The 23,475-nt window shown below is 36.6% G+C and carries 20 protein-coding genes and 2 pseudogenes; 10 read left to right on the top strand and 12 right to left on the bottom strand.

Features of this window, described 5'->3' with window-relative positions; genetic code table 11:
• Nucleotides 1-15: 15 nt before the first annotated feature.
• From Q0X89_RS14345 to Q0X89_RS14320, 6 genes and pseudogenes are all read left to right on the top strand, one after another.
• Nucleotides 16-1,038 (top strand): annotated as a pseudogene (locus Q0X89_RS14345) (asparaginase); the annotation flags it as partial.
• 246 nt (nucleotides 1,039-1,284) lie between these two features.
• Nucleotides 1,285-2,070, top strand: a complete 786-nt coding sequence (locus Q0X89_RS14340) for a MotA/TolQ/ExbB proton channel family protein (protein WP_297695364.1) — start codon at nucleotides 1,285-1,287, stop codon at nucleotides 2,068-2,070.
• Nucleotides 2,071-2,094: 24 nt separating this feature from the next.
• A complete protein-coding gene (locus Q0X89_RS14335) occupies nucleotides 2,095-2,538 on the top strand; it encodes a hypothetical protein (protein ID WP_297695362.1) in 444 nt (147 codons plus the stop codon).
• A gap of 12 nt (nucleotides 2,539-2,550) precedes the next feature.
• Complete coding sequence (locus Q0X89_RS14330) at nucleotides 2,551-3,159, top strand: biopolymer transporter ExbD (RefSeq protein WP_297695360.1); 609 nt, start codon at nucleotides 2,551-2,553, stop codon at nucleotides 3,157-3,159.
• Between the two features lie 20 nt (nucleotides 3,160-3,179).
• A complete protein-coding gene (locus Q0X89_RS14325) occupies nucleotides 3,180-3,662 on the top strand; it encodes a biopolymer transporter ExbD (protein WP_297695358.1) in 483 nt (160 codons plus the stop codon).
• Between the two features lie 106 nt (nucleotides 3,663-3,768).
• A complete protein-coding gene (locus Q0X89_RS14320) occupies nucleotides 3,769-4,452 on the top strand; it encodes a porin family protein (RefSeq protein WP_297695356.1) in 684 nt (227 codons plus the stop codon).
• Between the two features lie 2 nt (nucleotides 4,453-4,454).
• On the opposite strand, the gene Q0X89_RS14315 is transcribed toward Q0X89_RS14320, so the two are convergent.
• From Q0X89_RS14315 to pyrH, 6 genes are all read right to left on the bottom strand, one after another.
• Nucleotides 4,455-5,060: a hypothetical protein gene (locus tag Q0X89_RS14315; protein WP_297695354.1), complete on the bottom strand. Its 606-nt coding sequence runs from the start codon at nucleotides 5,058-5,060 to the stop codon at nucleotides 4,455-4,457.
• On the bottom strand, nucleotides 5,060-6,517 hold the full coding sequence (rpoN, locus tag Q0X89_RS14310; protein WP_297695353.1) for an RNA polymerase factor sigma-54: 1,458 nt from the start codon (nucleotides 6,515-6,517) through the stop codon (nucleotides 5,060-5,062). The genes Q0X89_RS14315 and rpoN overlap by 1 nt, the downstream gene beginning before the upstream one ends.
• A gap of 62 nt (nucleotides 6,518-6,579) precedes the next feature.
• Nucleotides 6,580-8,013, bottom strand: coding sequence for an asparagine--tRNA ligase (gene asnS / locus Q0X89_RS14305; RefSeq protein WP_297695351.1), 1,434 nt, complete (start codon nucleotides 8,011-8,013; stop codon nucleotides 6,580-6,582).
• Between the two features lie 95 nt (nucleotides 8,014-8,108).
• Entirely contained in the window at nucleotides 8,109-10,511 is a 2,403-nt protein-coding gene (locus Q0X89_RS14300; protein WP_297695436.1) for an MMPL family transporter, read from the bottom strand.
• Between the two features lie 466 nt (nucleotides 10,512-10,977).
• The gene (gene frr, locus Q0X89_RS14295) at nucleotides 10,978-11,532 is read right to left on the bottom strand and encodes a ribosome recycling factor (RefSeq protein ID WP_297695349.1); all 555 of its coding nucleotides are present in this window, start codon (nucleotides 11,530-11,532) and stop codon (nucleotides 10,978-10,980) included.
• Between the two features lie 38 nt (nucleotides 11,533-11,570).
• A complete protein-coding gene (gene pyrH, locus Q0X89_RS14290; protein WP_297695347.1) occupies nucleotides 11,571-12,278 on the bottom strand; it encodes a UMP kinase in 708 nt (235 codons plus the stop codon).
• Nucleotides 12,279-12,437: 159 nt separating this feature from the next.
• On the opposite strand from pyrH, the gene Q0X89_RS14285 reads away from it, so the two are divergent.
• Nucleotides 12,438-14,309, top strand: coding sequence for a peptidase M61 (locus tag Q0X89_RS14285; protein ID WP_297695345.1), 1,872 nt, complete (start codon nucleotides 12,438-12,440; stop codon nucleotides 14,307-14,309).
• A 118-nt stretch (nucleotides 14,310-14,427) separates the two neighbouring features.
• Here Q0X89_RS14285 and tsf read toward each other — a convergent pair whose 3' ends face one another.
• The 4 genes from tsf to rplM all read right to left on the bottom strand — a co-directional run bounded on the left by tsf (nucleotide 14,428) and on the right by rplM (nucleotide 17,562).
• Nucleotides 14,428-15,252, bottom strand: a complete 825-nt coding sequence (gene tsf, locus Q0X89_RS14280) for a translation elongation factor Ts (RefSeq protein WP_297695343.1) — start codon at nucleotides 15,250-15,252, stop codon at nucleotides 14,428-14,430.
• Between the two features lie 65 nt (nucleotides 15,253-15,317).
• Nucleotides 15,318-16,490, bottom strand: coding sequence for a 30S ribosomal protein S2 (rpsB, locus tag Q0X89_RS14275; RefSeq protein WP_297695341.1), 1,173 nt, complete (start codon nucleotides 16,488-16,490; stop codon nucleotides 15,318-15,320).
• Nucleotides 16,491-16,719: 229 nt separating this feature from the next.
• Nucleotides 16,720-17,106, bottom strand: a complete 387-nt coding sequence (gene rpsI, locus Q0X89_RS14270) for a 30S ribosomal protein S9 (RefSeq protein ID WP_297695339.1) — start codon at nucleotides 17,104-17,106, stop codon at nucleotides 16,720-16,722.
• Nucleotides 17,107-17,562: a 50S ribosomal protein L13 gene (rplM, locus tag Q0X89_RS14265; protein ID WP_297695337.1), complete on the bottom strand. Its 456-nt coding sequence runs from the start codon at nucleotides 17,560-17,562 to the stop codon at nucleotides 17,107-17,109.
• A 278-nt stretch (nucleotides 17,563-17,840) separates the two neighbouring features.
• Between rplM and Q0X89_RS14260 the strand changes: the two genes are divergently transcribed.
• Complete coding sequence (locus tag Q0X89_RS14260) at nucleotides 17,841-18,338, top strand: lipocalin family protein (RefSeq protein ID WP_297695335.1); 498 nt, start codon at nucleotides 17,841-17,843, stop codon at nucleotides 18,336-18,338.
• Between the two features lie 63 nt (nucleotides 18,339-18,401).
• On the opposite strand, the gene polA is transcribed toward Q0X89_RS14260, so the two are convergent.
• Both polA and Q0X89_RS14250 read right to left on the bottom strand, forming a co-directional pair.
• Nucleotides 18,402-21,239, bottom strand: a complete 2,838-nt coding sequence (polA, locus tag Q0X89_RS14255) for a DNA polymerase I (protein WP_297695333.1) — start codon at nucleotides 21,237-21,239, stop codon at nucleotides 18,402-18,404.
• Nucleotides 21,240-21,296: 57 nt separating this feature from the next.
• Nucleotides 21,297-22,280: an isoaspartyl peptidase/L-asparaginase family protein gene (locus Q0X89_RS14250; RefSeq protein ID WP_297695331.1), complete on the bottom strand. Its 984-nt coding sequence runs from the start codon at nucleotides 22,278-22,280 to the stop codon at nucleotides 21,297-21,299.
• Nucleotides 22,281-22,320: 40 nt separating this feature from the next.
• Here Q0X89_RS14250 and Q0X89_RS14245 point away from each other — a divergent pair, with 40 nt between their 5' ends.
• Both Q0X89_RS14245 and Q0X89_RS14240 read left to right on the top strand, forming a co-directional pair.
• The gene (locus Q0X89_RS14245) at nucleotides 22,321-23,043 is read left to right on the top strand and encodes a copper homeostasis protein CutC (protein WP_297695329.1); all 723 of its coding nucleotides are present in this window, start codon (nucleotides 22,321-22,323) and stop codon (nucleotides 23,041-23,043) included.
• Nucleotides 23,044-23,097: 54 nt separating this feature from the next.
• Nucleotides 23,098-23,475: pseudogene (locus Q0X89_RS14240) on the top strand (metallophosphoesterase); the annotation flags it as partial.

Genomic DNA, 23,475 nt, shown 5'->3' with positions numbered 1-23,475 from the left:
TCATAAATTTACTGAATGAGCAAAAAAGTTAGCATATTACTTATCTATACCGGAGGTACAATAGGAATGATAAAAGACTACTCTTCGGGAACTTTAAAAGCTTTTAACTTTAAGAAGTTAGTCAGTAATATCCCCGAATTAAGCCAGTTGGATTGTAATATTGAAAGTATATCATTTAAAAAACCAATAGACTCCTCCAACATGAACCCTAAGCATTGGGCGTATATAGCTACTATAATTGAAAAGCATTACGACGACTATGACGGGTTTGTTGTACTCCACGGCAGTGATACTATGAGCTACTCTTCATCGGCTTTGAGTTATATGCTTGAAAATCTCCGTAAACCAGTGATTTTTACAGGTTCACAATTGCCTATTGGAGATCTCCGCACTGACGCTAAGGAAAATCTAATCACCTCCATCCAAATAGCTGCCTTGCAGGAAAACAACCAACCGGTAATACAGGAGGTTTGTCTGTATTTTGAATATAAGTTATACCGGGCCAACAGAACTACTAAAATTAATGCCGAGCACTTTCAGGCGTTTACCTCTTTAAACTTTCCTCCTCTGGTAGAATCTGGTGTTCATTTAAAGATCAATCATAATTATCTTTTAAAAGATCAAAAAAAGAAAAAGTTTACTGCCCATAAGACTATGGACACCAATGTTGCAATTTTTAAACTCTTTCCGGGTTTTAGTCGCGAATTGCTTCGGGGAATACTGAACATTCCCAATTTAAAAGCATTAGTTCTTGAGACTTATGGCGCAGGTAATGCCCCTACTGATCCGTGGTTGTTGTCAGATATGAAGGAAGCTATAAAAAAAGGCTTGCATATTGTAAATGTAACTCAATGTTCAGGCGGTTCAGTAATTATGGGCAGATATAGTACAAGTGAAGAACTCAGGAAAATGAATCTTATAGATGGAGGAGATATCACTTCCGAAGCGGCTATCACCAAACTTATGTACCTTTTAGGCAGCAGCGTATCACATAAATCATTCAGAACAATTTTTGAAACTTCTATAAGAGGAGAATTGACCCAAAATAAAGTTCTGAAAGTTTTTTTCAAAAGTGTATCGAGGGTTCGAATCCCTTCCTCTCTGCCAGAAACAAAAAAATATTTTGTACATAGCAGAACCAAATTCAACATTTTTAACTCTGATAGGAAGGAATTGTCAAATTCGATTAAAGCAGCCTCCTAATAGTGCAAAGATTTAATTTTTTAATTGTATTTTTTTTTTATCTTTAACCCTATTAACTAACTAAATTTAAGTCTGAAAGAAATGAAAAGATTATTTACGATCCTGGCAATGGCTGGGTTATTTGTTCTAAACACAAATACGGTAAGCGCAAAAGCAAACGCAATAGTTTCCAATTTATCAGCAACGGTAGCTAATGCTGCGATAATGCTTCAAGAAGAAGCTGCAGAAGAAACAGCTAAAGGTTTCACCCAGGTTTTAAAAGAGCAGTTCATTCAAGGAGGAGCTGGTTTTATGGGGATTGTTCTATTATGTTTGATTTTAGGTTTGGCTGTTGCCATTGAAAGAATCATTTATTTGAATATGGCAAGCACCAATACTACAAAATTGAAGCAACAAGTAGAAGATGCTCTTGCATCAGGTGGTGTCGAAGCTGCAAAGGAGGTTTGCAGAAATACCAAAGGGCCGGTTGCGTCTATATATTACCAAGGTTTAGATAGAGCAGGTGAAAGTATCGAATCAGCCGAAAAGGCGGTTGTTGCTTACGGTGGTGTTCAGATGGGTCAATTAGAGAAAAATGTTTCCTGGTTGTCTTTATTTATCGCTATTGCTCCTATGTTAGGATTCATGGGAACGGTAATTGGTATGATTCAGGCCTTCCAAAAGATTAGCGCCGTAGGTAACCTTAGTGCCTCATTAATCGCGGGGGATATTCAGGTTGCATTATTAACCACGGTTTTTGGTTTGATAACGGCTATTATTCTTCAAATTTTTTATAATTATATTATTGCAAAAATAGATACTATTGTAAATGACATGGAAGACTCTTCGATCACATTGATCGATATGTTGGTGGACCACAAAAAATAAATCGCTCACTAAATAATACATATTATGAATAAAATTGTTAAAATAGTATTGGTTGTTTTAGGAGTGTTATCCGCTATACTCTGGTACCAACTACCAGGAAGAGATGTCCCTGCTTCAGAAGCAGTGGGAAGTGCAGCAATGAATTTTATGTTTATTATTACATATATTTTGTTGGGAATAGCGGTAGCTGTTAGTCTTGTATTTACGATTAAGGGTTTATTTGCGAATCCTCAAAGTCTGAAAAAAACCCTAATGGTTACCGGTGGATTTGTACTGGTGGTTATTTTTTCTTATATTCTTGCAAGTGGCACGGATGTTAGTATTGAAGAAATGGCCAATAGGGGTATTGCAACTTCAGAAACTACGATAAGAAGAATTGGGACTGGTCTCAATATGTTTTTTCTCCTTGTCCTTATAGCTATTGTAGCTATGGCCTTGGGTGCATTCAAGAAAATGACAAACAAATAAAACATTTAAGCTATGCCTAGAAGAGGAGGACCACCAGAAGTTAATGCAGGATCTATGGCAGACATTGCCTTCTTACTACTCATTTTTTTCTTAGTAACTACTACTATAGAAACAGATGCAGGGTTAGACAGGATGCTTCCGCCAATGGAGCCGCCAGATACGGACGTTGTAATTAAACAAAAGAACATTTTTACTGTAAATATCAATAAAAATGGTCAGTTGCTGGTTGAAGAAGAATTACTTGATCTTAAACAACTCAGAGGAAGAGCTATTGAATTTCTCGATAATGGAGGTGATGGAACTTGCAATTATTGTAAGGGTAAAAAAGATGCAAGTTCTTCGGATAATCCTACAAAAGCAATTATATCGCTAAAAAATGACAGGGAAACGAGCTATGGTACGTATATTACTGTTCAAAATGAATTGGTAGGTGCGTATAATGATCTTCGAAATAGAGAAGGACAGCGTCTGTATGGAAGAAATTTCACAGAAATGGAATCAGAATTTTTAAATCCTGAAACACCTTCCCGTGTTAGAGATGATTTAAAAGAAAAGGTTCAGAAAATACAGGGACTCTTTCCTCAAAAATTATCTGAGGCAGAAACATCAACTAGTAATTAACCTGGAGCTAAGTTATAATTATGGCAAAATTTAATAAGAAAAAAGATGGGGATTTACCCGCAGTATCTACGGCTTCCTTGCCCGATATTGTTTTTATGCTATTGTTCTTCTTTATGACGGTAACCGTTATGAAAGACAGCTCATTAATGGTTCAGAATACCTTGCCAAATGCAAGTGAGGTTAAGAAGTTGGAAAAAAAGGATAGGGTACTGTATATCTATGTGGGGAAACCTACACGAGAATATCAGAAGGTCTTTGGAACTGAACCAAAAATTCAACTGAATGATAAATTTGCCAATGTTTCTGAAGTTGGAGATTTTATTTTGATGGAGAGGGCTAAAAAGGCGCAGGAATTACAGAATGTTCTGACTACTGCTCTTAAAGTAGATAAAAACGCAAATATGGGTCTTATATCAGATATAAAACTAGAGTTGCGTAAAGTAAACGCTCTGAAGGTTAATTATACAACCTACGAAGGGGATGCTTTCAGAAATTTGCAGTAAAGAATTAACTTTCATACTTAATTAATTGTAAAAAGTGCTTCAAAATTTATTTTGAAGCACTTTTTTTTTGCTCTTGGTTTCGTTTATTATTTACCTTTAAAGTCCTATGCAACGCCATGTACTTTTTTTAATTTTAGGTTTCACAATTAATCTTTGTGCGCAGGAGAAAGCCGTAGTAGAAGACCTTAAATACCTTGAGGATCAATTTTACCTTGGCATAACCTATAATATTATCTTAAACAAACCTGATGGAGTTACTCAGAGTAATTTTTCTTATGGCTTAATGGGAGGATTTATAAAAGATCTGCCATTAAACAGGCGTAGAAATTTTGCAATAGGCGTGGGACTCGGTTATGCATATAATAACTATTATTCCAACTTATTCGTTGATGAAACAGAAAATGGTTTAGAATATATTGTACTTGATTCTGATATATCGTATAAGCGAAATAAATTAGATTCGCATGTTATAGAAATGCCCATTGAAATCAGATGGCGCACATCTACACCAAGTGATTATAAATTTTGGCGCATTTATGCGGGAATGAAATTAGGTTATGTTGTGAGCAGTAGATCAAAGTTTGTTTCTAACACTGCTAAAATATCATTTAATAATACTGATATCCGTAAATTTAGATATGGTCTTATGCTTAATTTTGGTTATAGCACCGTTAATGTACATGCTTATTACGCACTTAGTAATTTGTTCAACGATAATGTAAATACAGTAGAGGGAGAATCAATTGAGTTTAGACCTTTACGAATAGGAATTATCTTTTATATCCTTTAATACTAAAGCCAGAATTTGATAGTCATTAATTGTGACCCAAATCCAATTAGAAAACCAATTAATACTTCCGCCCTGCTATGTCTATTTAGATAAAGCCTGGCGGTAGCCAGAAGACCTGTCAATAGGGTAAAAAGGCTTATTGCAATAGTAATATTTATTTCAAAATGAATACTTAGAGCTATCAAAAACATAAGATAGCTACCCATGCCTGCCATATGTAAACTGGTTCTAAATCTAAGAAAAATTAAAAATAGGCAAGCAATAGTGGCGCTGAGCAATCCCACAAAGTAATAATTCACTTCCAGCGTGTAATTATTAGGAATTACCTTTATTACTATCATCAGGAGTAAAGCAATTTGGATAATTAATGGATATTTGCGTTCATTTGTTCCCGGTAAAAAAATTGAATTTACCACCCCCAGATTTTTCAATATAAGAAAGCTAATAATGGGTATGATAACTGTTAGTATAAATATGGGTAAAATGTTGCCACTTTGAAGTTCTAAGGGGCTGTACTTAGGGGTTATAACAAAATAGGTTATGGTTCCTGCAATGGGAACAAAAATGGGATGAAATAAATAAGAGATTATTTTGAAAAACAGTGTCATCAAATCTGTTTTCTTAAGCGGGCCACAGGAATACCCATTTGTTCTCTGTATTTCGCTACCGTCCGCCTCGCAATTGGATATCCCTTCTTTTTTAGCATTGCGGCTAATTTATCATCTGTTAGGGGCTTTTTCTTTTCTTCATCCCTTATAACCGTTTCTAAAATACTTTTGATTTCCCTGGTAGAAACATCTTCTCCTTCTACATTTTTCATCGATTCAGAGAAATATTCCTTAATTAATTTTGTGCCATAGGGAGTATCGACATATTTACTATTGGCAACCCTTGAAACAGTAGATACATCCATAAGAATTGCATCTGCAATATCTTTTAAGATCATTGGGCGTAATTTCCGTTCATCACCACTAAGAAAATATTCTTTTTGATATTGCATTATGGCGTTCATAGTAATAAATAGTGTCTGCTGCCGCTGTTTGATGGCATCAATAAACCATTTTGCGGAATCCAACTTCTGTTTGATGAACATAACAGCATCTTTTTGCGATTTGGATTTGTCCTTTGCACTTTTGTAACCGGCTAACATATTGCTATACTCATTTGAGATATGAAGTTCCGGTGCATTTCTTCCATTTAAGGTCAATTCTAGCTGTCCATCAACAATCTTAATAGAAAAATCCGGAACAATATGCTCAATGACCTTATTGCTGCCGGAATAAGACCCACCGGGCTTAGGGTTTAATTTTTCAATTTCAGCAACGGCTTCTTTGAGTTTGTCTTCAGTGATATCAAATTTATGAAGCAGTTTACTATAGTGTTTTTTGGTAAATTGCTCAAAGGATTTATCCAGGATATTAATGGCTAATTCAATACTTGGAGTTCTCTCTTTGCGTTTAAGCTGAAGTATGAGGCACTCATCCAACGTCCTTGCTGCAATACCCGGGGGATCCAATTCCTGAACAATTTTTAATACCCTTTCTATATCCTGCTCTTCACAATAGATATTTTGGGTAAAGGCCAAATCGTCTGCTATATCGGCCAGGGGTCTTCTTATATATCCACTCTCATCAACACTACCAACTAAAAATTCAGCAATAGCCCATTCCTGGTCATTAAGATATATGGTATTTAATTGATTAATTAGGTATTGATTAAACGAGATACCGGCTGCATATGGTATGCTCTTTTCATCATCATCCGGGCTGTAATTGCTAGTCCTGGTACGATAGTCGGGGACTTCATCGTCACTTAAATAATCATCAATATTGATATCTTCTGCTGCGATGCTTTCGCCTTCGGATGCTCCTTCATAATCTTCGTTAAAATCATCATCTAATGCACCTTTTTCTTCTTTACCTACTTCTAATGCCGGGTTTTCTTCAAGTTCTTGGTTCACTCGCTGCTCAAATGCCTGGGTAGGCAGCTGAATAAGTTTCATCAGCTGAATTTGCTGGGGAGATAGCTTTTGCGATAATTTAAACTGTAAGTGTTGTTTGAGCATAAGCTTGTATTCTTTTCCTATCTATAAAGTTAAAGAATTAATGTCATGTAGGGATTTTGGTTTTAAAACTCTGCGTTTTGCGGGGTTCTTGGAAATGGGATCACATCCCTTATGTTTCCCATTCCGGTAGCAAATTGTACCATGCGTTCAAAGCCAAGTCCAAATCCACTGTGAATGGCGGTTCCAAATTTCCTTAGATCGAGATACCACCAAAGTTCTTTTTCATCAATCCCTAATGCAGCGATTTTTTCTTTTAAGACGTCCAGTCTTTCTTCACGCTGAGATCCTCCCACAATTTCACCTATTCCCGGGAATAGAATATCCATGGCTCTTACTGTTTTCCCGTCTTCATTTAAACGCATATAAAACGCCTTTATTTTGGCAGGATAGTCAAATAAAATAACAGGGCATTTAAAATGCTTTTCAACTAAATAGCGTTCGTGTTCACTTTGTAGATCAGCACCCCATTCGTTAATCAGAAATTTAAACTTTTTCTTTTTGTTTGGCTTGCTATTCCTTAAAATTTCTATTGCTTCGGTATACGTTATTCTGATAAATTCATTATCCACTACAAATTTCAGCCTTTCTCTAAGCTTCATTTCACTTCGCTCCGCCATAGGCTTTGTTTTCTCTTCATCGAGAAGTCGTTTTTCGAGGAATGCCAAATCCTCTTCACAATTTTCTAACAGATAAGCAAGGATATTTTTAATAAAATCTTCTGCCAGATCCATATTATCCTTCAGATCATAAAAAGCCATTTCAGGTTCAATCATCCAAAACTCCGCCAGATGCCTTGAAGTATTTGAATTTTCAGCTCTGAAAGTTGGGCCAAAAGTATAGACTTTACCCAATCCCATAGCATACGCTTCTGCTTCAAGCTGACCAGAGACGGTTAGATTGGTTTCCTTTCCAAAAAAATCTTCTTTATAATTTACGTCACCATTATCTGTCAAAGGGGGATTTTTTGGATCTAGTGTACTCACTCTGAACATTTCACCTGCTCCTTCGGCATCTGAACCTGTAATTATCGGGGCATGAAAATAGTAGAATCCGTTTTTTTGAAAATATGCATGTATCGCAAAACTAAGGGCAGATCTTACACGCATTACAGCAGCAAAGGTATTTGTGCGTATCCTCAGATGTGCATGTTCCCTTAAAAACTCCATAGAATGTTTTTTGGGTTGAATGGGATAGCTATCCGGATCGGAGAGGCCATGTACAGAAATTTCTTCTGCTTGTATCTCAACGTTTTGTCCTTTTCCCAAGCTTTCCACAAGGACACCCCTTATTTTTAAGGCAGCACCTGTTGCAATTTTCTTTAGTAATTCTTCATCGAATTGCTCGAAATCAACCACACATTGAATGTTTTGAATAGTGGAACCATCATTCAAAGCAATAAACCTATTGCTTCTAAATGTTTTAACCCATCCATTTACTTCTACCTTCTGTTTTAAAGGGGGTGACTGAAGTAGCTCATTTATGCCGTATGATTTCATATGAGATCAGTTCTAAATTTAAATGGCAAAGATAACTTATTGATAAAATATACAGCTTTAAACAACTTATAAAATGGCTATCGAATACCATTGACTTAATCTTGCGATCTGCTTCTGGGCAACTCCTCTTTTGGTAGAATATCTATTTGAGGCTTTTTTAGAACTTGCTTGTTAGCGATGCTTCGTTCTAAGGAAAGAAGTAGTGAGGGAAGCAAAATTAAATTGGCTAACATGGCAAAGAGCAGTGTAGCTGATACCAACGCGCCCAAGGCCACTGTGCCTCCAAAACTGGAAATAGTAAATACTGAAAAGCCAAAGAAAAGGACAATCGAAGTATAAAACATACTTACACCGGTCTCTCGTAAAGCGGCATAAACCGATTTTTGAATTCGCCAATGGTTAGCTGTCAGTTCTTGTCTGTACTTTGCCAGAAAGTGAATGGTGTCATCAACTGATATTCCGAATGCAATACTAAAAACCAATATTGTAGAAGGTTTAATGGGTACACCAACAAAACCCATAACACCGGCAGTAATGGCCAACGGCAGGAGATTTGGTATTAAAGAAATAACAATCATTCGGAATGAACGGAATAAATAAGCCATAAATAAAGCTATTAAAAGAATAGCCAGGGATAAAGAAAGCACTAAATTCTTTACTAAATATTTCGTGCCTTTTAAAAAAAGTAACGCTTTTCCGGTCACAAAAACATTGAATCGATCTGCTGGAAATATCTTGGTAATTTCATCAAGGATCGATTTTTCAATTTCTTCCATTTCCTCTGTAGGAACATCTTTGATAAAGGTGGTAATCCTTGCAACCTGCCCGGTACTGTCAACAAAATTTTCAATTAAGCCCTCATTTCCCTGAGATTTTCGGGCAACATCCATAATGAAATTGTATTCCTGAGATGTGGGGAGTTGGTAATATTTAGGAATTCCGCTATAAAAAGCCTGCTTTGAATACTTTACAATATTAACTACGGATATGGGTTTGGATAATGAAGAGGTCTCTTCAATCATTTCCCCCAACTGATTCATTTTTTTCAGTGTAACGGGCTTTAGCACCCCTTTTTTTCTTTCTGTATCTATAACAATTTCAATAGGCATAATTCCATTGAACTCTTCATCAAAAAATTGGATGTCTTTATAAAACCCGGTGTTTTTAGGCATATCTTCAACAAGATTTCCGGAAATTTTGATTTGATAAATTCCAATGATACTAATTATTAATGCTATCAAAGAGATGGAATAAATAGCAATCCTTTTTTCTCGTACTATATGCTCCATCCAGTTTACAAAAGCATCTATCCATTTTTTGTTGAGGTGTTTCAGATGTTTTGATTTTGGCGGGTACATAAAACTATACACGATTGGTATAATAAGTATGGAAAGCATAAAGATGCACAATATATTAATAGAGGCTACTATACCAAATTCAGTCAAAAGTTTACTGTCTGTTATTATAAAGGTGGCAAAACCACAAGCTGTGGTGACATTCGTCATTAGCGTTGCATTACCAATTTTTGATATGACCCTCTTTAATGATAAAGCCTGATTTCCATGTTTTTTAACTTCCTGTTGATATTTATTGATGAGAAAAATACAATTTGGAATCCCAATTACTATGATTAGCGGAGGAATAAGGGCTGTTAAAACGGTTATTTCATATTGCAAGAGTCCAAGGATCCCAAATGCCCACATAACGCCAATTAGGACTACACACATGGAAATTAGCGTTGCCCGAATACTGCGGAAGAAGAAAAAGAAAATTAAGGAAGTAACAATTAGTGCTCCAGCAATAAAAATTCCTATTTCATCAATAATGTGTTGCGTATTCATTGTTCGTATATACGGCATTCCGGATACTCGAACATCCATTTTGGTTTCATTTTCAAAATCAGATATAAGCGTATGGAGGTCTTTTAAAATAAAGTCCTTCCGAACAGAAGTATTTACAATATCCTTGTCTAAATAGACAAGTGTTCTTATGGTTCCTGTTTCTTTATTATATAACAGGTTATCATAAAACGGTAAGTTATTGAACAGATAATTGGTTAGGCTGTCTACTTCAGTATTATTAATGGGAGTTTGTTCAATTAAAGGACGCAGAACGAATTGCTTTTCCTTTTTGTCCCTGATGAGTTCCTTGAGATTATCTATAGATACGACAAAGTCTACTTCCGGAAAAGCTGCCAATTGTTTGCTTAATCTGTTCCATCTGTTAAAATTATCAACTTCATAAAACAAACTGTCTTTAATTGCAAAAGCAATTGTATTACCTTCTTCACCAAATTTTTCAAGAAAATCTTCATAGGCAATATTCAGGGGATGATCATCCGGGAGTAAATTCGCCTCAGAAGTCGAAAATTGCATGTTCTTCCATTGAAAACCCAGGAAAACGGTAAAGGAAGCGATTCCCAATAAAATAAGAATTCTGTTTCTAAGAATTATTCTTCCAACCTTTGCCCAAAACCCACTCGTAATCTTCGAAACCATACTATTAATTAAAAATTGATTGTGTTTTTTATGAACACTCAGGTCTGAAGACCAATTCAATTGGCATAAGCTTTATTTGCTATTGCTTTTTTAACCGCGGCAAAGGTAGAAAACAAGGAGCACTGTACCTAGAAACCGGCTGTAAAATAGTGAATACCAACCTTTAAATCAGAAAGGACTATATTCTAAAGAATTTATGTAAATTGAGCGGTAGTAAAATTATCCATTAGAAAATTCCACTAAAATGGGTTAAAAGAAATGATGCCATGACCGATGATAAAAACTATAGTAAAATTGCAATTATACTATATAGAGTTTTAATTGTCATTTCTGCTATCATCGTTATTGCAGCGATTATTGCTATTTATTTTGAAGGATAGAGCTAAATTTCCTTTATGAATTAATAGCCGATATACAAATAATTAGCTGCCATGACAGTGCTGTATGCCTTTTGGAAATTCACGATTTATACTTTCATGATCTCTGCTTCCTTGACATCAAGTATTTTGTCTATTTTTTCAGTATAGGAGTCGGTCATTTCCTGAATATCTATTTCTGCATTTTTTTCAAGATCTTCTGAAATCCCCAGGTGTTTTATTTCTTTATTTGCTTCCTGCCTTGCACTGCGAACACTTATTTTAGCATCTTCCGCTTCCGCTTTCGCTTGCTTTACTAATTGTATTCTTCTTTCTTCAGTCAGAGGAGGAACATTAATTATTACAACCTCTCCATTATTCATTGGGTTAAAACCAAGATTGGCATTCATAATAGCTGTTTCTATTTCTGTCAGCAAACTTTTTTCCCAAGGCTGAACAGAAAGTGTTCGTGCATCGGGCGTATTTATATTAGACACCTGTGATAAGGGAGTTTGAGAGCCATAATACTCCACCATCACCGTCGATAACATGGAGGGGTTAGCTTTCCCTGCTCTAATTTTAACTAATGCCTTTTCCAAATGTAATATGGCTCCATCCATACTTTCTTTGGCGGTTTCCAAAATGAATTTAACATCTTCGTCCATAATAAATTTTATAACTTATTTTACACTAACTATACCAACTAAAGATCCACTACCGTTCCAATATTTTCACCTGATACTATTTTAAGGAGATTACCTTTTTTATTCATATCAAAAACAACAATTGGAAGATTATTCTCCTGACTTAGCGTGAAAGCCGTCGTATCCATGACTTTTAAACCTTTGGTAAGTACATCATTAAAACTAATAGTTTCAAACTTAGTAGCCGTTTTATCTTTTTCAGGATCACTGGTGTAAATACCATCCACTCTTGTGCCTTTTAAGATTACGTCTGCTTCAACTTCAATTGCCCTTAAAACTGCAGCAGAATCTGTTGTGAAATAAGGGTTTCCGGTACCTCCTCCAAAAATGACTACGCGTCCTTTTTCCAAATGGCGCATAGCTCTTCTTCTTATAAAAGGTTCTGCAACTTCGTTGATCTTTATAGCAGATTGTAATCTTGTTTGTACACCATTGAGCTCCAAAGCACTTTGTAATGCCAGGCCGTTTATGACCGTTGCCAGCATCCCCATATGATCTGCCTGAACCCTGTCCATTCCATTACTTGCACCCGCCAGTCCTCTAAAGATATTTCCTCCTCCAATGACAATTGCTACTTGAACCCCCATGTCTACCACTTCCTTTATTTCCTGGGCATATTCAGCCAGTCTCGCGGCATCAATCCCGTATTGCTTGTTGCCCATTAGTGCTTCACCACTGAGTTTAAGAAGTATTCGTTTATATAGCATATTGTCCTAAGCTGATTTGCAAACAAAAATAATCAAAAATATTTATGAGAAGTCTTCGTTAATAGGTTTAATGTTCATCTTAATTTTTTGCTAACAACCAGCATGATCTAGATTAATTTTAATAATCTTGTTTTTTTAAACATCATATCTCAGGCATACATGAAAAAATTATTTATCCCATATGTTTTCCTTGTATTATTATATGGTTGCGGAGCTTCAAAATCTGTATTATCTGAAGATGATGCAGTTATTGAAACAACTATAGATTTAGTTAATGTTGATAATGATAGAGTTAGTGTAACTATTGATCCGGGATCATTCAGTAAACAAGACATTTCTTTTTTTATTCCAAAAACAGTTCCTGGAACATATAGTGAAGATAACTACGGCAAGTATATTGAGGACTTGAAAGCGTATGATTATCAGGGTAATGAACTTTTAGTTACTTCAATCGGAACCAATGAATGGAATATCTCCAATGCCACCAAATTGGATAAGATCTCCTATTATGTTACGGATACTTTTGATACTGAAAGTGAATTAAACGATCCGGTATTTTCTCCTGCAGGAACAAATATTTTAAAGGATAAAAATTTTGTTTTGAACCTTCATGGCTTTGTAGGTTATTTTGAAGGATTCAAGGAAGTGCCATATGAGTTAATCATTTCTTCCCCTTCACACCTGGTGCCCACTACATCATTAAATAAAAAGCAGGATGATACTAACAGCACAACAGATATCTTTCATGCTTCCAGATATTTTGAAGTAGTAGATAACCCTGTACTATATGCTGAAGAAAACATTGTTTCGTTTGTTATAAATGATATTACAGTTAATTTGAGTGTTTATTCTCCGAATAACCGTTATGCGGCAACAGATCTAAAAGAAAGTATGGAGCGTATGATGCAGGCTCAAAAGGCATTTCTTGGTGAGATTGACGGGACTAAGGAATATAATATTCTGTTATATTTATCTACCCTAGATCAAAATGATGCTTCAGGATTCGGGGCTTTGGAACATCATACATCCACCGTTGTAGTGCTTCCGGAGCAAATGCCACTGACAACTCTGGAAAAAGCAATGATAGATGTTGTTTCACATGAATTTTTTCACATTGTTACCCCCTTGAATGTGCATTCAAAGGAAATTCAATTTTTTGATTTTAACGATCCTAAAATGTCCCAGCATCTATGGATGTATGAAGGAACTACAGAATATTTCGCCAACTTATTCCAAATCCAACAAGGGCTGATTGATGAGGCCGATTTCTTCACCCGAATTGTGGACAAAATAAGTAATTCCAAATCCTATGACGATGAAATGTCATTTACGACTATGAGTAGAAATATTTTGGAAAACCCTTATAAAGGAAACTATGCCAATGTATATGAAAAAGGAACCTTATTAAATATGAGTTTGGATATCAGGCTCAGGGACTTAAGCAATGGAGAAAAAGGAGTTTTGTGGTTAATGAAAGAACTTTCAAAAAAATATGACGATGACACACCATTTGAGGATGATGAAATTATAGACGAGATCGTGGCAATGACCTATCCTGAGATCAGATCGTTTTTTGATTTATATGTTAAAGGTAATACCCCATTGGATTATGATGAGATTTTTGCCTCGGTTGGATTAATGACAAAGGCTACTCAGGAGCGAACCGGTTATTTTTTAGATGGAGAAATTCCCTTTATAGATATTGATCCGAACAATAATGACGCAATATTTATTAGAAGTGGCATTGAATTAAATACTTTCTTTACAGATCTTGGGGCACAAGGAGGGGATACAATACAAAGTATAGATGGGATGCCAATTTCATTAGAATCTATCAGGCCTATTATTGGGCAAAGTTTTGGATGGACATCTGACAGGCAAATCACGATGGTTGTTAAACGCGGTGAAGAAGAATTAACATTACAGGGAAAAGTTGGAACACCGACACTAAGGGTAACTACAATTGTGCCAATAGATAGCCTGGAAAACAGCCCTGAATCCAAACTCAGGAAAGCTTGGCTAAAAGGCTAAAGATCTCTCCAGGAATAGTGAATGCATTCATAGCCCGTAGACCGAGGATTGACATACAGATCAAAAAAAACCACTTTTTAAAAAGAAAAGTGGTTTTTTAATAATTTGAATAGGTGTTTTAGCCTAAAGCTAACCTTTCAAAACCTGTTATTTCCAATTCAGGACTTACAGATTGAATGTATTGAGAAACACTCTGCTTACTATCTTTAATAAAAGCCTGATTAACAAGAGTGTTGTCTTTAAAGAAACGTTTTAATTTTCCTTTTGCAATATTGTCCAGCATGGCCTCTGGCTTACCTTCCTGACGCAGTTGATCTTTGGCTATTTCAATTTCCTTGTCAATAACGGATTGATCTACTTCCGATTCATTAAGTGCTACAGGATTCATAGCTGCTGCCTGCATTGCTATATCTTTGGCGGCTACATCTGCACCTTCAACCACATTTGAAAGCCCGACCAAAGTGGCGATCTTGTTACCTGCATGAATATAGGATCCTACATAAGGAGCATTCAGTTTTTTAAAGCCACCAATTTCAATTTTTTCACCAATTACACCCGTTTGTTCAGTAAGCTTTTCCTTTACAGAAATACCGTTGTAACTCGCGTTTAGGAATTCATCTTTACTGTCAAAAGCAAGTGCAAGCTTAGCCAGCTCATTAGCCAGGGCAACAAAACTGTCATTCTTGGCAACAAAATCAGTTTCACAATTAAGTGAAATTAAAACTCCACTTGTTTTGTCAGGATTAACATGAGCTATAGTTGCCCCTTCAGATGAATCTCTGTCTGCTCGCTTTGCAGCCACTTTCTGACCTTTTTTTCGAAGAATTTCGATAGCTTTTTCAAAATCTCCTTCAGCTTCAACAAGTGCATTTTTGCAGTCCATCATTCCTGCACCAGTTGTCTTTCTTAAATTATTAACTTCTGCGGCGGTAATTTTTACCATTTTATTTTCTTTTTATTGAACATGTTCGCTCATGTTCAGTTGTAAATTATTTAATAAATCTTTACTTATTCTACTCCTCCTTTAGCTTTTTCCTGCCATTCTTTCAATTCGTCCCAGTTACCATCAGCAGCCATTTTTGCTTGTTTTGGCCAGGAATCCGGATCTAAATGCGCCATTCTGGAACTCGCTTCAATCAGAATTTCCTTGATTTTATCTGCTTTTGCCTTGGCTAATTTTGCATATGAATCAATACCTGCCTTGCTAAGTGCTTCGGCTGCTTTTGGACCAATACCCTCAATCTTTGTAAGATTGTCTGCTTCTGCTTTTGCCGCTTTTTTAACTTCGGCTTTTTCTTTCTTTTCAGTTTTCGGTGCAGCTTCTTCTTTTACCTGTTTAGGGGTTTCTTCTACTTTAGCGGTTTCAACTTTTTCTTCTTTCGTAGCTTTAGCTTCCACCTCAGTTTCTTTCTCAACTTTTTCCACAACCTCTGTTTCAGTAGTGGCCGCAGTTTTTGGATCAGCACCTTCTTTTTCCGCCTGTTTTTCGGATTTACGCTCTTCCAGACCTGCTGCAATTGCATTTGTAACTTCCGTTAATATCACATTGATGGATTTGGATGCATCATCATTTGAAGGAATTACATAATTGATAGGTCTCGGATCCGAGTTGGTATCAACCATAGCAAATATTGGAATATTTAATTTTTGGGCCTCCTTTACAGCAATATGCTCTCGCATAGTATCTACAACAAACAAAGCGCCAGGTAAACGGGTCATATCTGAGATTGAGCCCAGGTTCTTTTCCAATTTAGCACGAAGACGATCTACCTGTAATCGTTCTTTTTTGGAAAGCGTATTAAACGTTCCATCTTTCTTCATCCTATCAATAGAAGCCATTTTTTTAACGGCTTTTCTAATAGTCACAAAGTTTGTCAACATACCTCCCGGCCATCTTTCAGTGATATAGGGCATATTTACATTGGCAACTTTCTCGGCAACAATATCTTTTGCCTGTTTCTTTGTAGCTACAAATAAAATCTTCCTTCCGGACGCTGCAATTTTAGACAAGGCTTCATTTGCCTCCTCCAATTTAGCAACCGTTTTATATAAATTGATTACGTGAATTCCATTCCGCTCCATGTAGATGTAAGGAGCCATATTCGGATTCCATTTTCGTGTTAGGTGTCCAAAGTGCACACCTGCTTCCAATAATTCTTTTACTTCAGCTTTCTTAGCCATTTTTATACTTAGTTTACGTTCTTTTGAATTAGCAATGATGAAGTGGTATTCCTTTTTAGGGGAAAGCCTCCATCATTTAGATGCTAAACTAAATTTTTTCTATACCTCCTTTTATTGACACTCAAATATAAGTAGTCTGGAGGCTTAGATTTTTAATTGTCTCTACAAGAAGAGACTTTCAATGAACTTGGGTTAAAATCCTGAATTCGTTCCAGGACTATATTTTATTTTATCGTTTAGAGAATTGGAATTTCTTCCTTGCTTTCTTCTGTCCAAACTTTTTACGTTCAACCATTCTGGGATCTCTGGTAAGTAAACCTTCAGGTTTTAATAACTCTCTGTTTTCGGCCTCAATCTCACATAGACCCCTGGACAAGGCTAAACGCACTGCTTCTGCCTGACCTGTTATTCCACCTCCGTAAACATTAACTTTAACATCATAATTGTCTACGGTATTGGTTAAAGCAAAAGGCTGTTTAACTTTGTATTGTAGTGTTGCAGTAGAAAAATAATCATCTAATGCTCTGTCATTAACAGTAATCTTGCCTTTCCCTTCAGAAATATATACGCGTGCGACTGCAGTTTTTCTTCTACCTATTTTATGAATTATGTCCATCTAATTAAGGTCATTTAAGTTAATAGCCTTTGGTTTTTGTGCTTCCTGATCGTGATCAGTTCCGGCATAAACTCTTAAGTTTCTAAATAATTCGGCTCCCAGCTTATTTTTTGGAAGCATGCCTTTTACTGCTTTCTCAATAATACTTGCAGGATTTTTATCTAAGAGTTCCCGAGCAGTGGTTGATCTTTGACCTCCGGGATAGCCAGTATACCTGAGATAGGTCTTGTCTTCCCATTTATTTCCACTGAGTTGAATTTTTTCCGCGTTCACTATGACAACATTGTCCCCGCAATCAACATGTGGTGTAAAACTTGGTTTATATTTGCCTCTTAAAATTTTTGCCACCTTGGAAGCAAGTCTTCCTAAAGTTTGCCCTTCAGCATCAACTAATAACCACTGTTTTTCAACCGTATTCTTATTAGCAGATTTGGTCTTGTAGCTCAATGTATCCACTACTTTCTATTTATTAATTAAACACTCCGATCCCGATTAACGGGCTGCAAATGTACAACTATTAAGTTTAAATGCAAACCCTTGTTTCTCAATTTTTTTAAAATAATTAGGTGTTCTTTATTCTGATAAAAGGGGCAAGATTTTGATTGTTATAGATAAGGATAAACAAAAGACTGTTGATTTTTACTTTAAAATCTTGGTTAAAGCAGCTAACCAGGCATACTATATAGCAATATTTTACGTTTTTCAACTGATGAAATATTAATAAACCCAAAAAAATGAAACGTAACCTATTATCCCTTTTTATTGCAACTGCTTTATTATTCTCATGCTCATCAGACAAAGATGATACTAATCAAGATAATGATATTATTGGGTCCTGGGATTTAACCGCATTGGAAATTGATGACAGTACAGCAAGTGACGATGAAAAATTTGCACGAGATATTTTGAATTTTTTATCTGCCTTAGACTGCTCACTTATGACGATTACCTTTAATGCAGACCAAACTGTTATTACCGAAAACTCGGGAAATTACCTGGATATAAATGTAAATACAGGAGGAACAGGGCTTGATGTTCCATGTCCTACAGAGAAAGATACAAGTGTAGATAATTATCTTTATGAAGGAGGAGTGCTTACCTATATAGACGAGAATGAAATGGAGACTACGGTCAGTGTAACTATTTCCGGAAACACGATGAGGGTAAATGCTGTGGAATTAGATTTTGCCAATTTTGATGATGGTGGTGAATTGATCTTTACAAAAAGATAATTAACATCTAGACCAATAAAGATTACTTAAAACCCTTTGTATTTTTCAAAGGGTTTTTTGGTATCAGTGCGCTTCCAGCCAATTTTTACCAATACCCAGCTCTACATCCAGGGGCACAAGGAGTTCATAAGCATTTTCCATTTCGGTTTTGATCATAGCCTTTAGATCTTCCAATTCAGGGTTATAAATATCAAAGACTAGTTCATCATGAACCTGAAGAAGCATCTTCGACTTATATTTCCCCTCAGCAAGTTTTTTATGGATATTGATCATGGCAATTTTAATGATATCGGCTGCGCTACCTTGTATGGGTGCATTAACGGCATTTCTCTCTGCAGCACCCCTTACAATGGCATTACTGCCATTAATATCTTTTAAATAGCGTCTTCTTCCCAGTACAGTTTGCACATAACCGTGCTCTCTGGCAAAATCTATTTGATCACTTATATAATTTCGCAATTTTGGATACGTCTTGTAGTATGTATCAATTAGTTCCTTAGCCTCAGTCCGGGATAAATCTGTTTGATTGCTCAATCCAAAAGCCGATACCCCGTAGATTATGCCAAAATTTACAGTTTTAGCATTACTTCTCTGATCTCTCGTAACTTCTTCCAGAGGAACGTTAAAAACTTTTGAAGCAGTTGAGGCGTGAATATCTTCCCCATTTTTAAAGGCTTCAATCATTGTTGTTTCTTTACTAAGAGATGCAATTATCCGGAGTTCTATTTGAGAATAATCCGCTGCTAATAGGATGTAATTATCATCTCTTGGAATAAATGCTTTACGCACTTGTCTGCCTCGTTCCGTCCGTATTGGTATGTTTTGAAGATTAGGATTATTACTACTTAATCTTCCTGTGGCAGCTACAGTTTGCATATAATCTGTATGTACTCTGCCTGTACTTTCTTCGACCTGTTCCGGCAATGCATCAATATAGGTGCTCTTTAATTTGGCCAGACCTCTGTAATTCAGGACATCTTTAATAATATCGTGTTCTTTAGAAAGAGAAGAAAGTACATCTTCTGAGGTGGAATACTGGCCTGTTTTCGTTTTTTTGGGTTTGTCGACAAGCTTTAACTTATTAAACAAAATTTCACCTAACTGCTTTGGTGATGCTATATTAAATTCTTCACCAGCTTCCTTATAAATCTTGACTTCCAGATTCTTTATATCCTCATCCAGATCTTTTGAAAGTGAATGGAGGAATTCCTTATCAAGGTTTATCCCCTCCAACTCCATATCTGCTAAAACACTTAATAAAGGAATCTCAATGTTCCTGAACAGTTCTTCCGTTTTAGCTTCACTTAGTTCCTTGGCAAACAGTTTTGCTAATTGAAATGTTATATCTGCATCTTCTACTGCATACTCTGTTTGTTTATCTAAACTAACATCGCGCATGCTTAATTGATTTTTACCTTTTTTCCCAATAAGCTCGGTAATAGATATGGGTGTATAGTTCAGGTAAGTTTCCGATAATACATCCATATTGTGACGCATATCCGGATTTATAAGGTAATGAGCCAGCATTGTATCAAACAACCCTCCTTTAACGGTAAGATTGTACTTGTGAAGTACTTTAATATCATACTTTAAGTTCTGACCAACTTTCTCTATGTGTTCAGCTTCAAAAAATGGGCGGAGCTGTTCAATTAATTCCTGTGCATTTTCTCGTCCTTCCGGGAAAGGAATATAAAAACCTTTGTGCGCTTCCCAGGAAAAAGCGATTCCCACGAGTTCGGCTACAAGAGAATTTAAAGAAGTTGTTTCTGTATCAAAACATACCTTAGTTTGCTTCATTAGATTTTGAAGGAATAATTTCATACCCATTCCCGGAGAGATACTCTGATAGACATGGGCTACGTCATTTATGGTTTTTCTGCTGGAAAATTCTTTTAAAGTCGCCGGAGATTCTCCATCACTTCCAAATAGGGAAAACTGACCGCTTCCTGCAGCCTGCAACTCTTTTTTAGGTTTCTGCTCCTCGCTGTTGCCTTTGGCTACTGCTTCATCTGATTCCTCTGAGAAAATTCTTAAGAATTGTTCTTTAAGCCTTCTAAATTCTAATTGCTCAAATATTTTTTGTACTTCTTCGCTATTGGGTTCAGATAGTTCGTAATCCTTTGCATCAAAAGTAACATTACAAGTAACACAAATTGTGGCTAACTTTCGCGACAGTCGGCCCAACTCGGCATTTTCTTCCACCTTCTCTTTCATTTTTCCCTTTAACTTATCCGTGTTCGCAAGCAAACCTTCAAGAGTGCCAAATTCTGCGATAAATTTTTTCGCAGTTTTATCTCCAACTCCCGGAAGTCCCGGAATATTATCACTGGCATCACCCATCATTCCCAAATAGTCGATCACTTGTTCGGGGCGTTCTACTCCAAATCGAGTTTGTATTTCAGGGATACCCCAAATTTCAACGCCATTACCCATTCGGGAGGGGCGGTACATAAAAATATTTTCTGATACCAATTGTCCGAAATCCTTGTCGGGTGTAACCATGTATACTTTGTATCCTTCTTTCTCAGCCTGTTTGGCTAATGTGCCAATAATGTCATCGGCTTCCAAACCAGATACCTCTATACAAGGAATATGCATGGCTTTAAGAATGTCCTGTATTATTGGTATTGCCACCCGAATGGCATCCGGTGTCTCAAGACGGTTTGCCTTGTACTCTGCAAATAATTCTGTACGCTCCGCACTGCCGTCCTTATCAAAACAAACAGCGAGGTGGTCTGGCTTTTCCCGTTTTATAACGTCAAACAGGGAATTTATAAACCCCATGATTGCCGAAGTGTCCATTCCTTTAGAATTTATCCTGGGATTTTTAATCAGGGCATAATATCCCCTAAATATCAGAGCATATGCATCCAATAAAAAAAGTCTTTTCTGGTCTGCCATTTTTAGAGTTCTTGTAGAATTTCAAATCTACAAAGTTTAAGTGCTTTAGTAAAGTATTTAAGTGCTTATATGACTTCTTGCTGTGTTATTACTATGTCCTTTTTCGGAATAGACCCTGTAAGTGAAACCCGGCTGAATACAATAGCCTCCCGTCTCTCCTTTTTTATTAATGGCAATAAAGCCAATTTGGAAATCCAGTTTCTCCTTGTTTTTCTCAATGATTCGTTTCACGCCTTCCTCACATGCCTGCTGTGGGGTTTTGCCTTGTCTCATTAATTCAACAATAAGAAAACTCCCTACGGTGCGGACTACTTCTTCGCCAACGCCGGTGGCTGTGGCCCCGCCAACTTCATTGTCAATAAACAATCCGGCTCCAATTATCGGGGAATCGCCTATTCGTCCTGCCATTTTATAAGCCATTCCGCTGGTTGTGCAGGCCCCCGCAATAGCTCCTTTATTGTCAATCGCAAGCATCCCAATGGTATCATGATTTTCTATGTTTATTATAGGTTTGTAATTTGAAGTTTTTTTCCATTCTATCCATTCTTCCCTGGACTTCTCTGTAAGTAAGTTTTCTTTTTTAAAACCCTTTTCATAAGCAAACATTTCTGCCCCCTTTCCTGCGAGCATTACATGAGGGGTATCTTCCATAACTTTTCTGGCAACTGAAACGGGATGGACTATATTTTGAAGGTACACAACGGCCCCACAATTGCTATCTTTATCCATTATACAGGCATCCAAAGTAACATTGCCTTCCCTGTCGGGCCTGCCCCCTTTACCTACAGATTGATTTTTAATATCTGCTTCTTCAATCATTACTCCCTGTTCTACTGCATCTAAAGCGCTGCCGGCATTACTAAGAATTTGCCAGGCTTTATCTGTTGCATTGGGTACATCCCATGTTGCAATTACAATAGGTTTTACTATTTCATTGACCGATTCTTGTTTCTTACCTGTTTCGCAGGCCGAAAAAATTGAAGCAGAAAAGATACCGGCAGTACTTAAGGAAGAATTTTTTAAAAATTTTCTACGTTTCATGTGGCAGGGTTGCTTATTTTTATCTGTTTAAATATATGAAATGATCGTAGAAGTATGTGCTAATTCTTATCAATCTGCTGTCAATGCAGAGGAAGCTGGTGCCGATAGGATAGAGCTCTGTTCCGAATTGGCCGTCGGAGGTATAACCCCGTCTTACGGTTTAATAAAGAAGGTGTCGGAAAATCTTGCTATTCCAATTCATGTTTTAATTAGGCCGCGTAGCGGTGATTTCACTTACTCAGGGGATGAGTTTGAGATTATGAAAACAAACATTGCACTTTGTACCGATCTTGGTGTATCTGGAATTGTTTCAGGAGTTTTGTATTCCAATGGGACTCTGGATAAGGACCGAACCGCAGAATTAATTTCTATGGCAGGGGATTTACACTTTACTTTTCACAGGGCATTTGACTGGGTAGAAGACCCATTAAAAACACTATTGGAACTTGAAGATTTAGGTGTCGATTGTGTTTTGACATCCGGAGGCAGACAAAAGGCAGAAGAGGCTATAAATGAGCTCATCTCCTGGAAAAAGAAAGTAAAAAAATGTATTATTATGCCAGGCGGTGGAATACGCAATCGCAATGTGTTGCTTTTCAAAAATAATGGATTTGAAGCAATACATCTTTCCGGATCAATGTTTAATAAAACACTTGAAAAAACCCCTGAACCTTCAATGAACAATGCCTCATACCTGAGAGATGATGAAATAGCCTTAACCGACCCTGAGATAATACGCACTCTGGTTCAAAGCGTTAAATAAAGACAAAGATTTAAACAATACTCTGTTAAAGAAATATATTTGTAAAAAAAGCATATGCTGCGCTGGATAGTTTTTGTAATAGTTTATTTTATTCTGGGATTCTACACCCTGCAAGCCCTGAAGACTGTAAGCAGGTTTCCATGGGTTTATTTTGTATTTGCAGCGATGTCCTTGCTTGTACTTGGTAACTTTATTTTTCAATTCACTTTCGGCGAAGAAAGCGGAAGGGTACTAAGCAGGCCAAAAAGTTATGCTTTTGGGTTTTTAATAGCGATTCTTACTTTCAAAATAATCACCATAATATTTCTTTTTTCTGAGGACATTTTCAGATTTATTGCCGCAGGGTATCATAAATTTTATGGTACAGACAGGGAATTCAGCCTACCGGAGCGGAGGAGGTTTTTAAGCCTAATTGCAATGGGTATTGCAGCA

This window comes from uncultured Eudoraea sp., assembly GCF_947258525.1.
Classification (GTDB): Bacteria; Bacteroidota; Bacteroidia; order Flavobacteriales; family Flavobacteriaceae; genus Eudoraea.
The sequence above is the reverse complement of the archived record's forward strand: the minus strand, read 5'-3'. Positions and strand labels throughout refer to the sequence as shown.

Excerpts from the sequence above, each read along its gene's own strand:
- Q0X89_RS14340 (WP_297695364.1), top strand. The coding sequence starts at position 1,285 with ATGAAAAGATTATTTACGATCCTGGCAATGGCTGGGTTATTTGTTCTA.
- Q0X89_RS14335 (WP_297695362.1), top strand. The coding sequence starts at position 2,095 with ATGAATAAAATTGTTAAAATAGTATTGGTTGTTTTAGGAGTGTTATCC.
- Q0X89_RS14330 (WP_297695360.1), top strand. The coding sequence starts at position 2,551 with ATGCCTAGAAGAGGAGGACCACCAGAAGTTAATGCAGGATCTATGGCA.
- Q0X89_RS14325 (WP_297695358.1), top strand. The coding sequence starts at position 3,180 with ATGGCAAAATTTAATAAGAAAAAAGATGGGGATTTACCCGCAGTATCT.
- Q0X89_RS14320 (WP_297695356.1), top strand. The coding sequence starts at position 3,769 with ATGCAACGCCATGTACTTTTTTTAATTTTAGGTTTCACAATTAATCTT.
- Q0X89_RS14315 (WP_297695354.1), bottom strand. The coding sequence starts at position 5,060 with ATGACACTGTTTTTCAAAATAATCTCTTATTTATTTCATCCCATTTTT.
- rpoN (WP_297695353.1), bottom strand. The coding sequence starts at position 6,517 with ATGCTCAAACAACACTTACAGTTTAAATTATCGCAAAAGCTATCTCCC.
- asnS (WP_297695351.1), bottom strand. The coding sequence starts at position 8,013 with ATGAAATCATACGGCATAAATGAGCTACTTCAGTCACCCCCTTTAAAA.
- Q0X89_RS14300 (WP_297695436.1), bottom strand. The coding sequence starts at position 10,511 with ATGGTTTCGAAGATTACGAGTGGGTTTTGGGCAAAGGTTGGAAGAATA.
- frr (WP_297695349.1), bottom strand. The coding sequence starts at position 11,532 with ATGGACGAAGATGTTAAATTCATTTTGGAAACCGCCAAAGAAAGTATG.
- pyrH (WP_297695347.1), bottom strand. The coding sequence starts at position 12,278 with ATGCTATATAAACGAATACTTCTTAAACTCAGTGGTGAAGCACTAATG.
- Q0X89_RS14285 (WP_297695345.1), top strand. The coding sequence starts at position 12,438 with ATGAAAAAATTATTTATCCCATATGTTTTCCTTGTATTATTATATGGT.
- tsf (WP_297695343.1), bottom strand. The coding sequence starts at position 15,252 with ATGGTAAAAATTACCGCCGCAGAAGTTAATAATTTAAGAAAGACAACT.
- rpsB (WP_297695341.1), bottom strand. The coding sequence starts at position 16,490 with ATGGCTAAGAAAGCTGAAGTAAAAGAATTATTGGAAGCAGGTGTGCAC.
- rpsI (WP_297695339.1), bottom strand. The coding sequence starts at position 17,106 with ATGGACATAATTCATAAAATAGGTAGAAGAAAAACTGCAGTCGCACGC.
- Q0X89_RS14260 (WP_297695335.1), top strand. The coding sequence starts at position 17,841 with ATGAAACGTAACCTATTATCCCTTTTTATTGCAACTGCTTTATTATTC.
- polA (WP_297695333.1), bottom strand. The coding sequence starts at position 21,239 with ATGGCAGACCAGAAAAGACTTTTTTTATTGGATGCATATGCTCTGATA.
- Q0X89_RS14250 (WP_297695331.1), bottom strand. The coding sequence starts at position 22,280 with ATGAAACGTAGAAAATTTTTAAAAAATTCTTCCTTAAGTACTGCCGGT.
- Q0X89_RS14245 (WP_297695329.1), top strand. The coding sequence starts at position 22,321 with ATGATCGTAGAAGTATGTGCTAATTCTTATCAATCTGCTGTCAATGCA.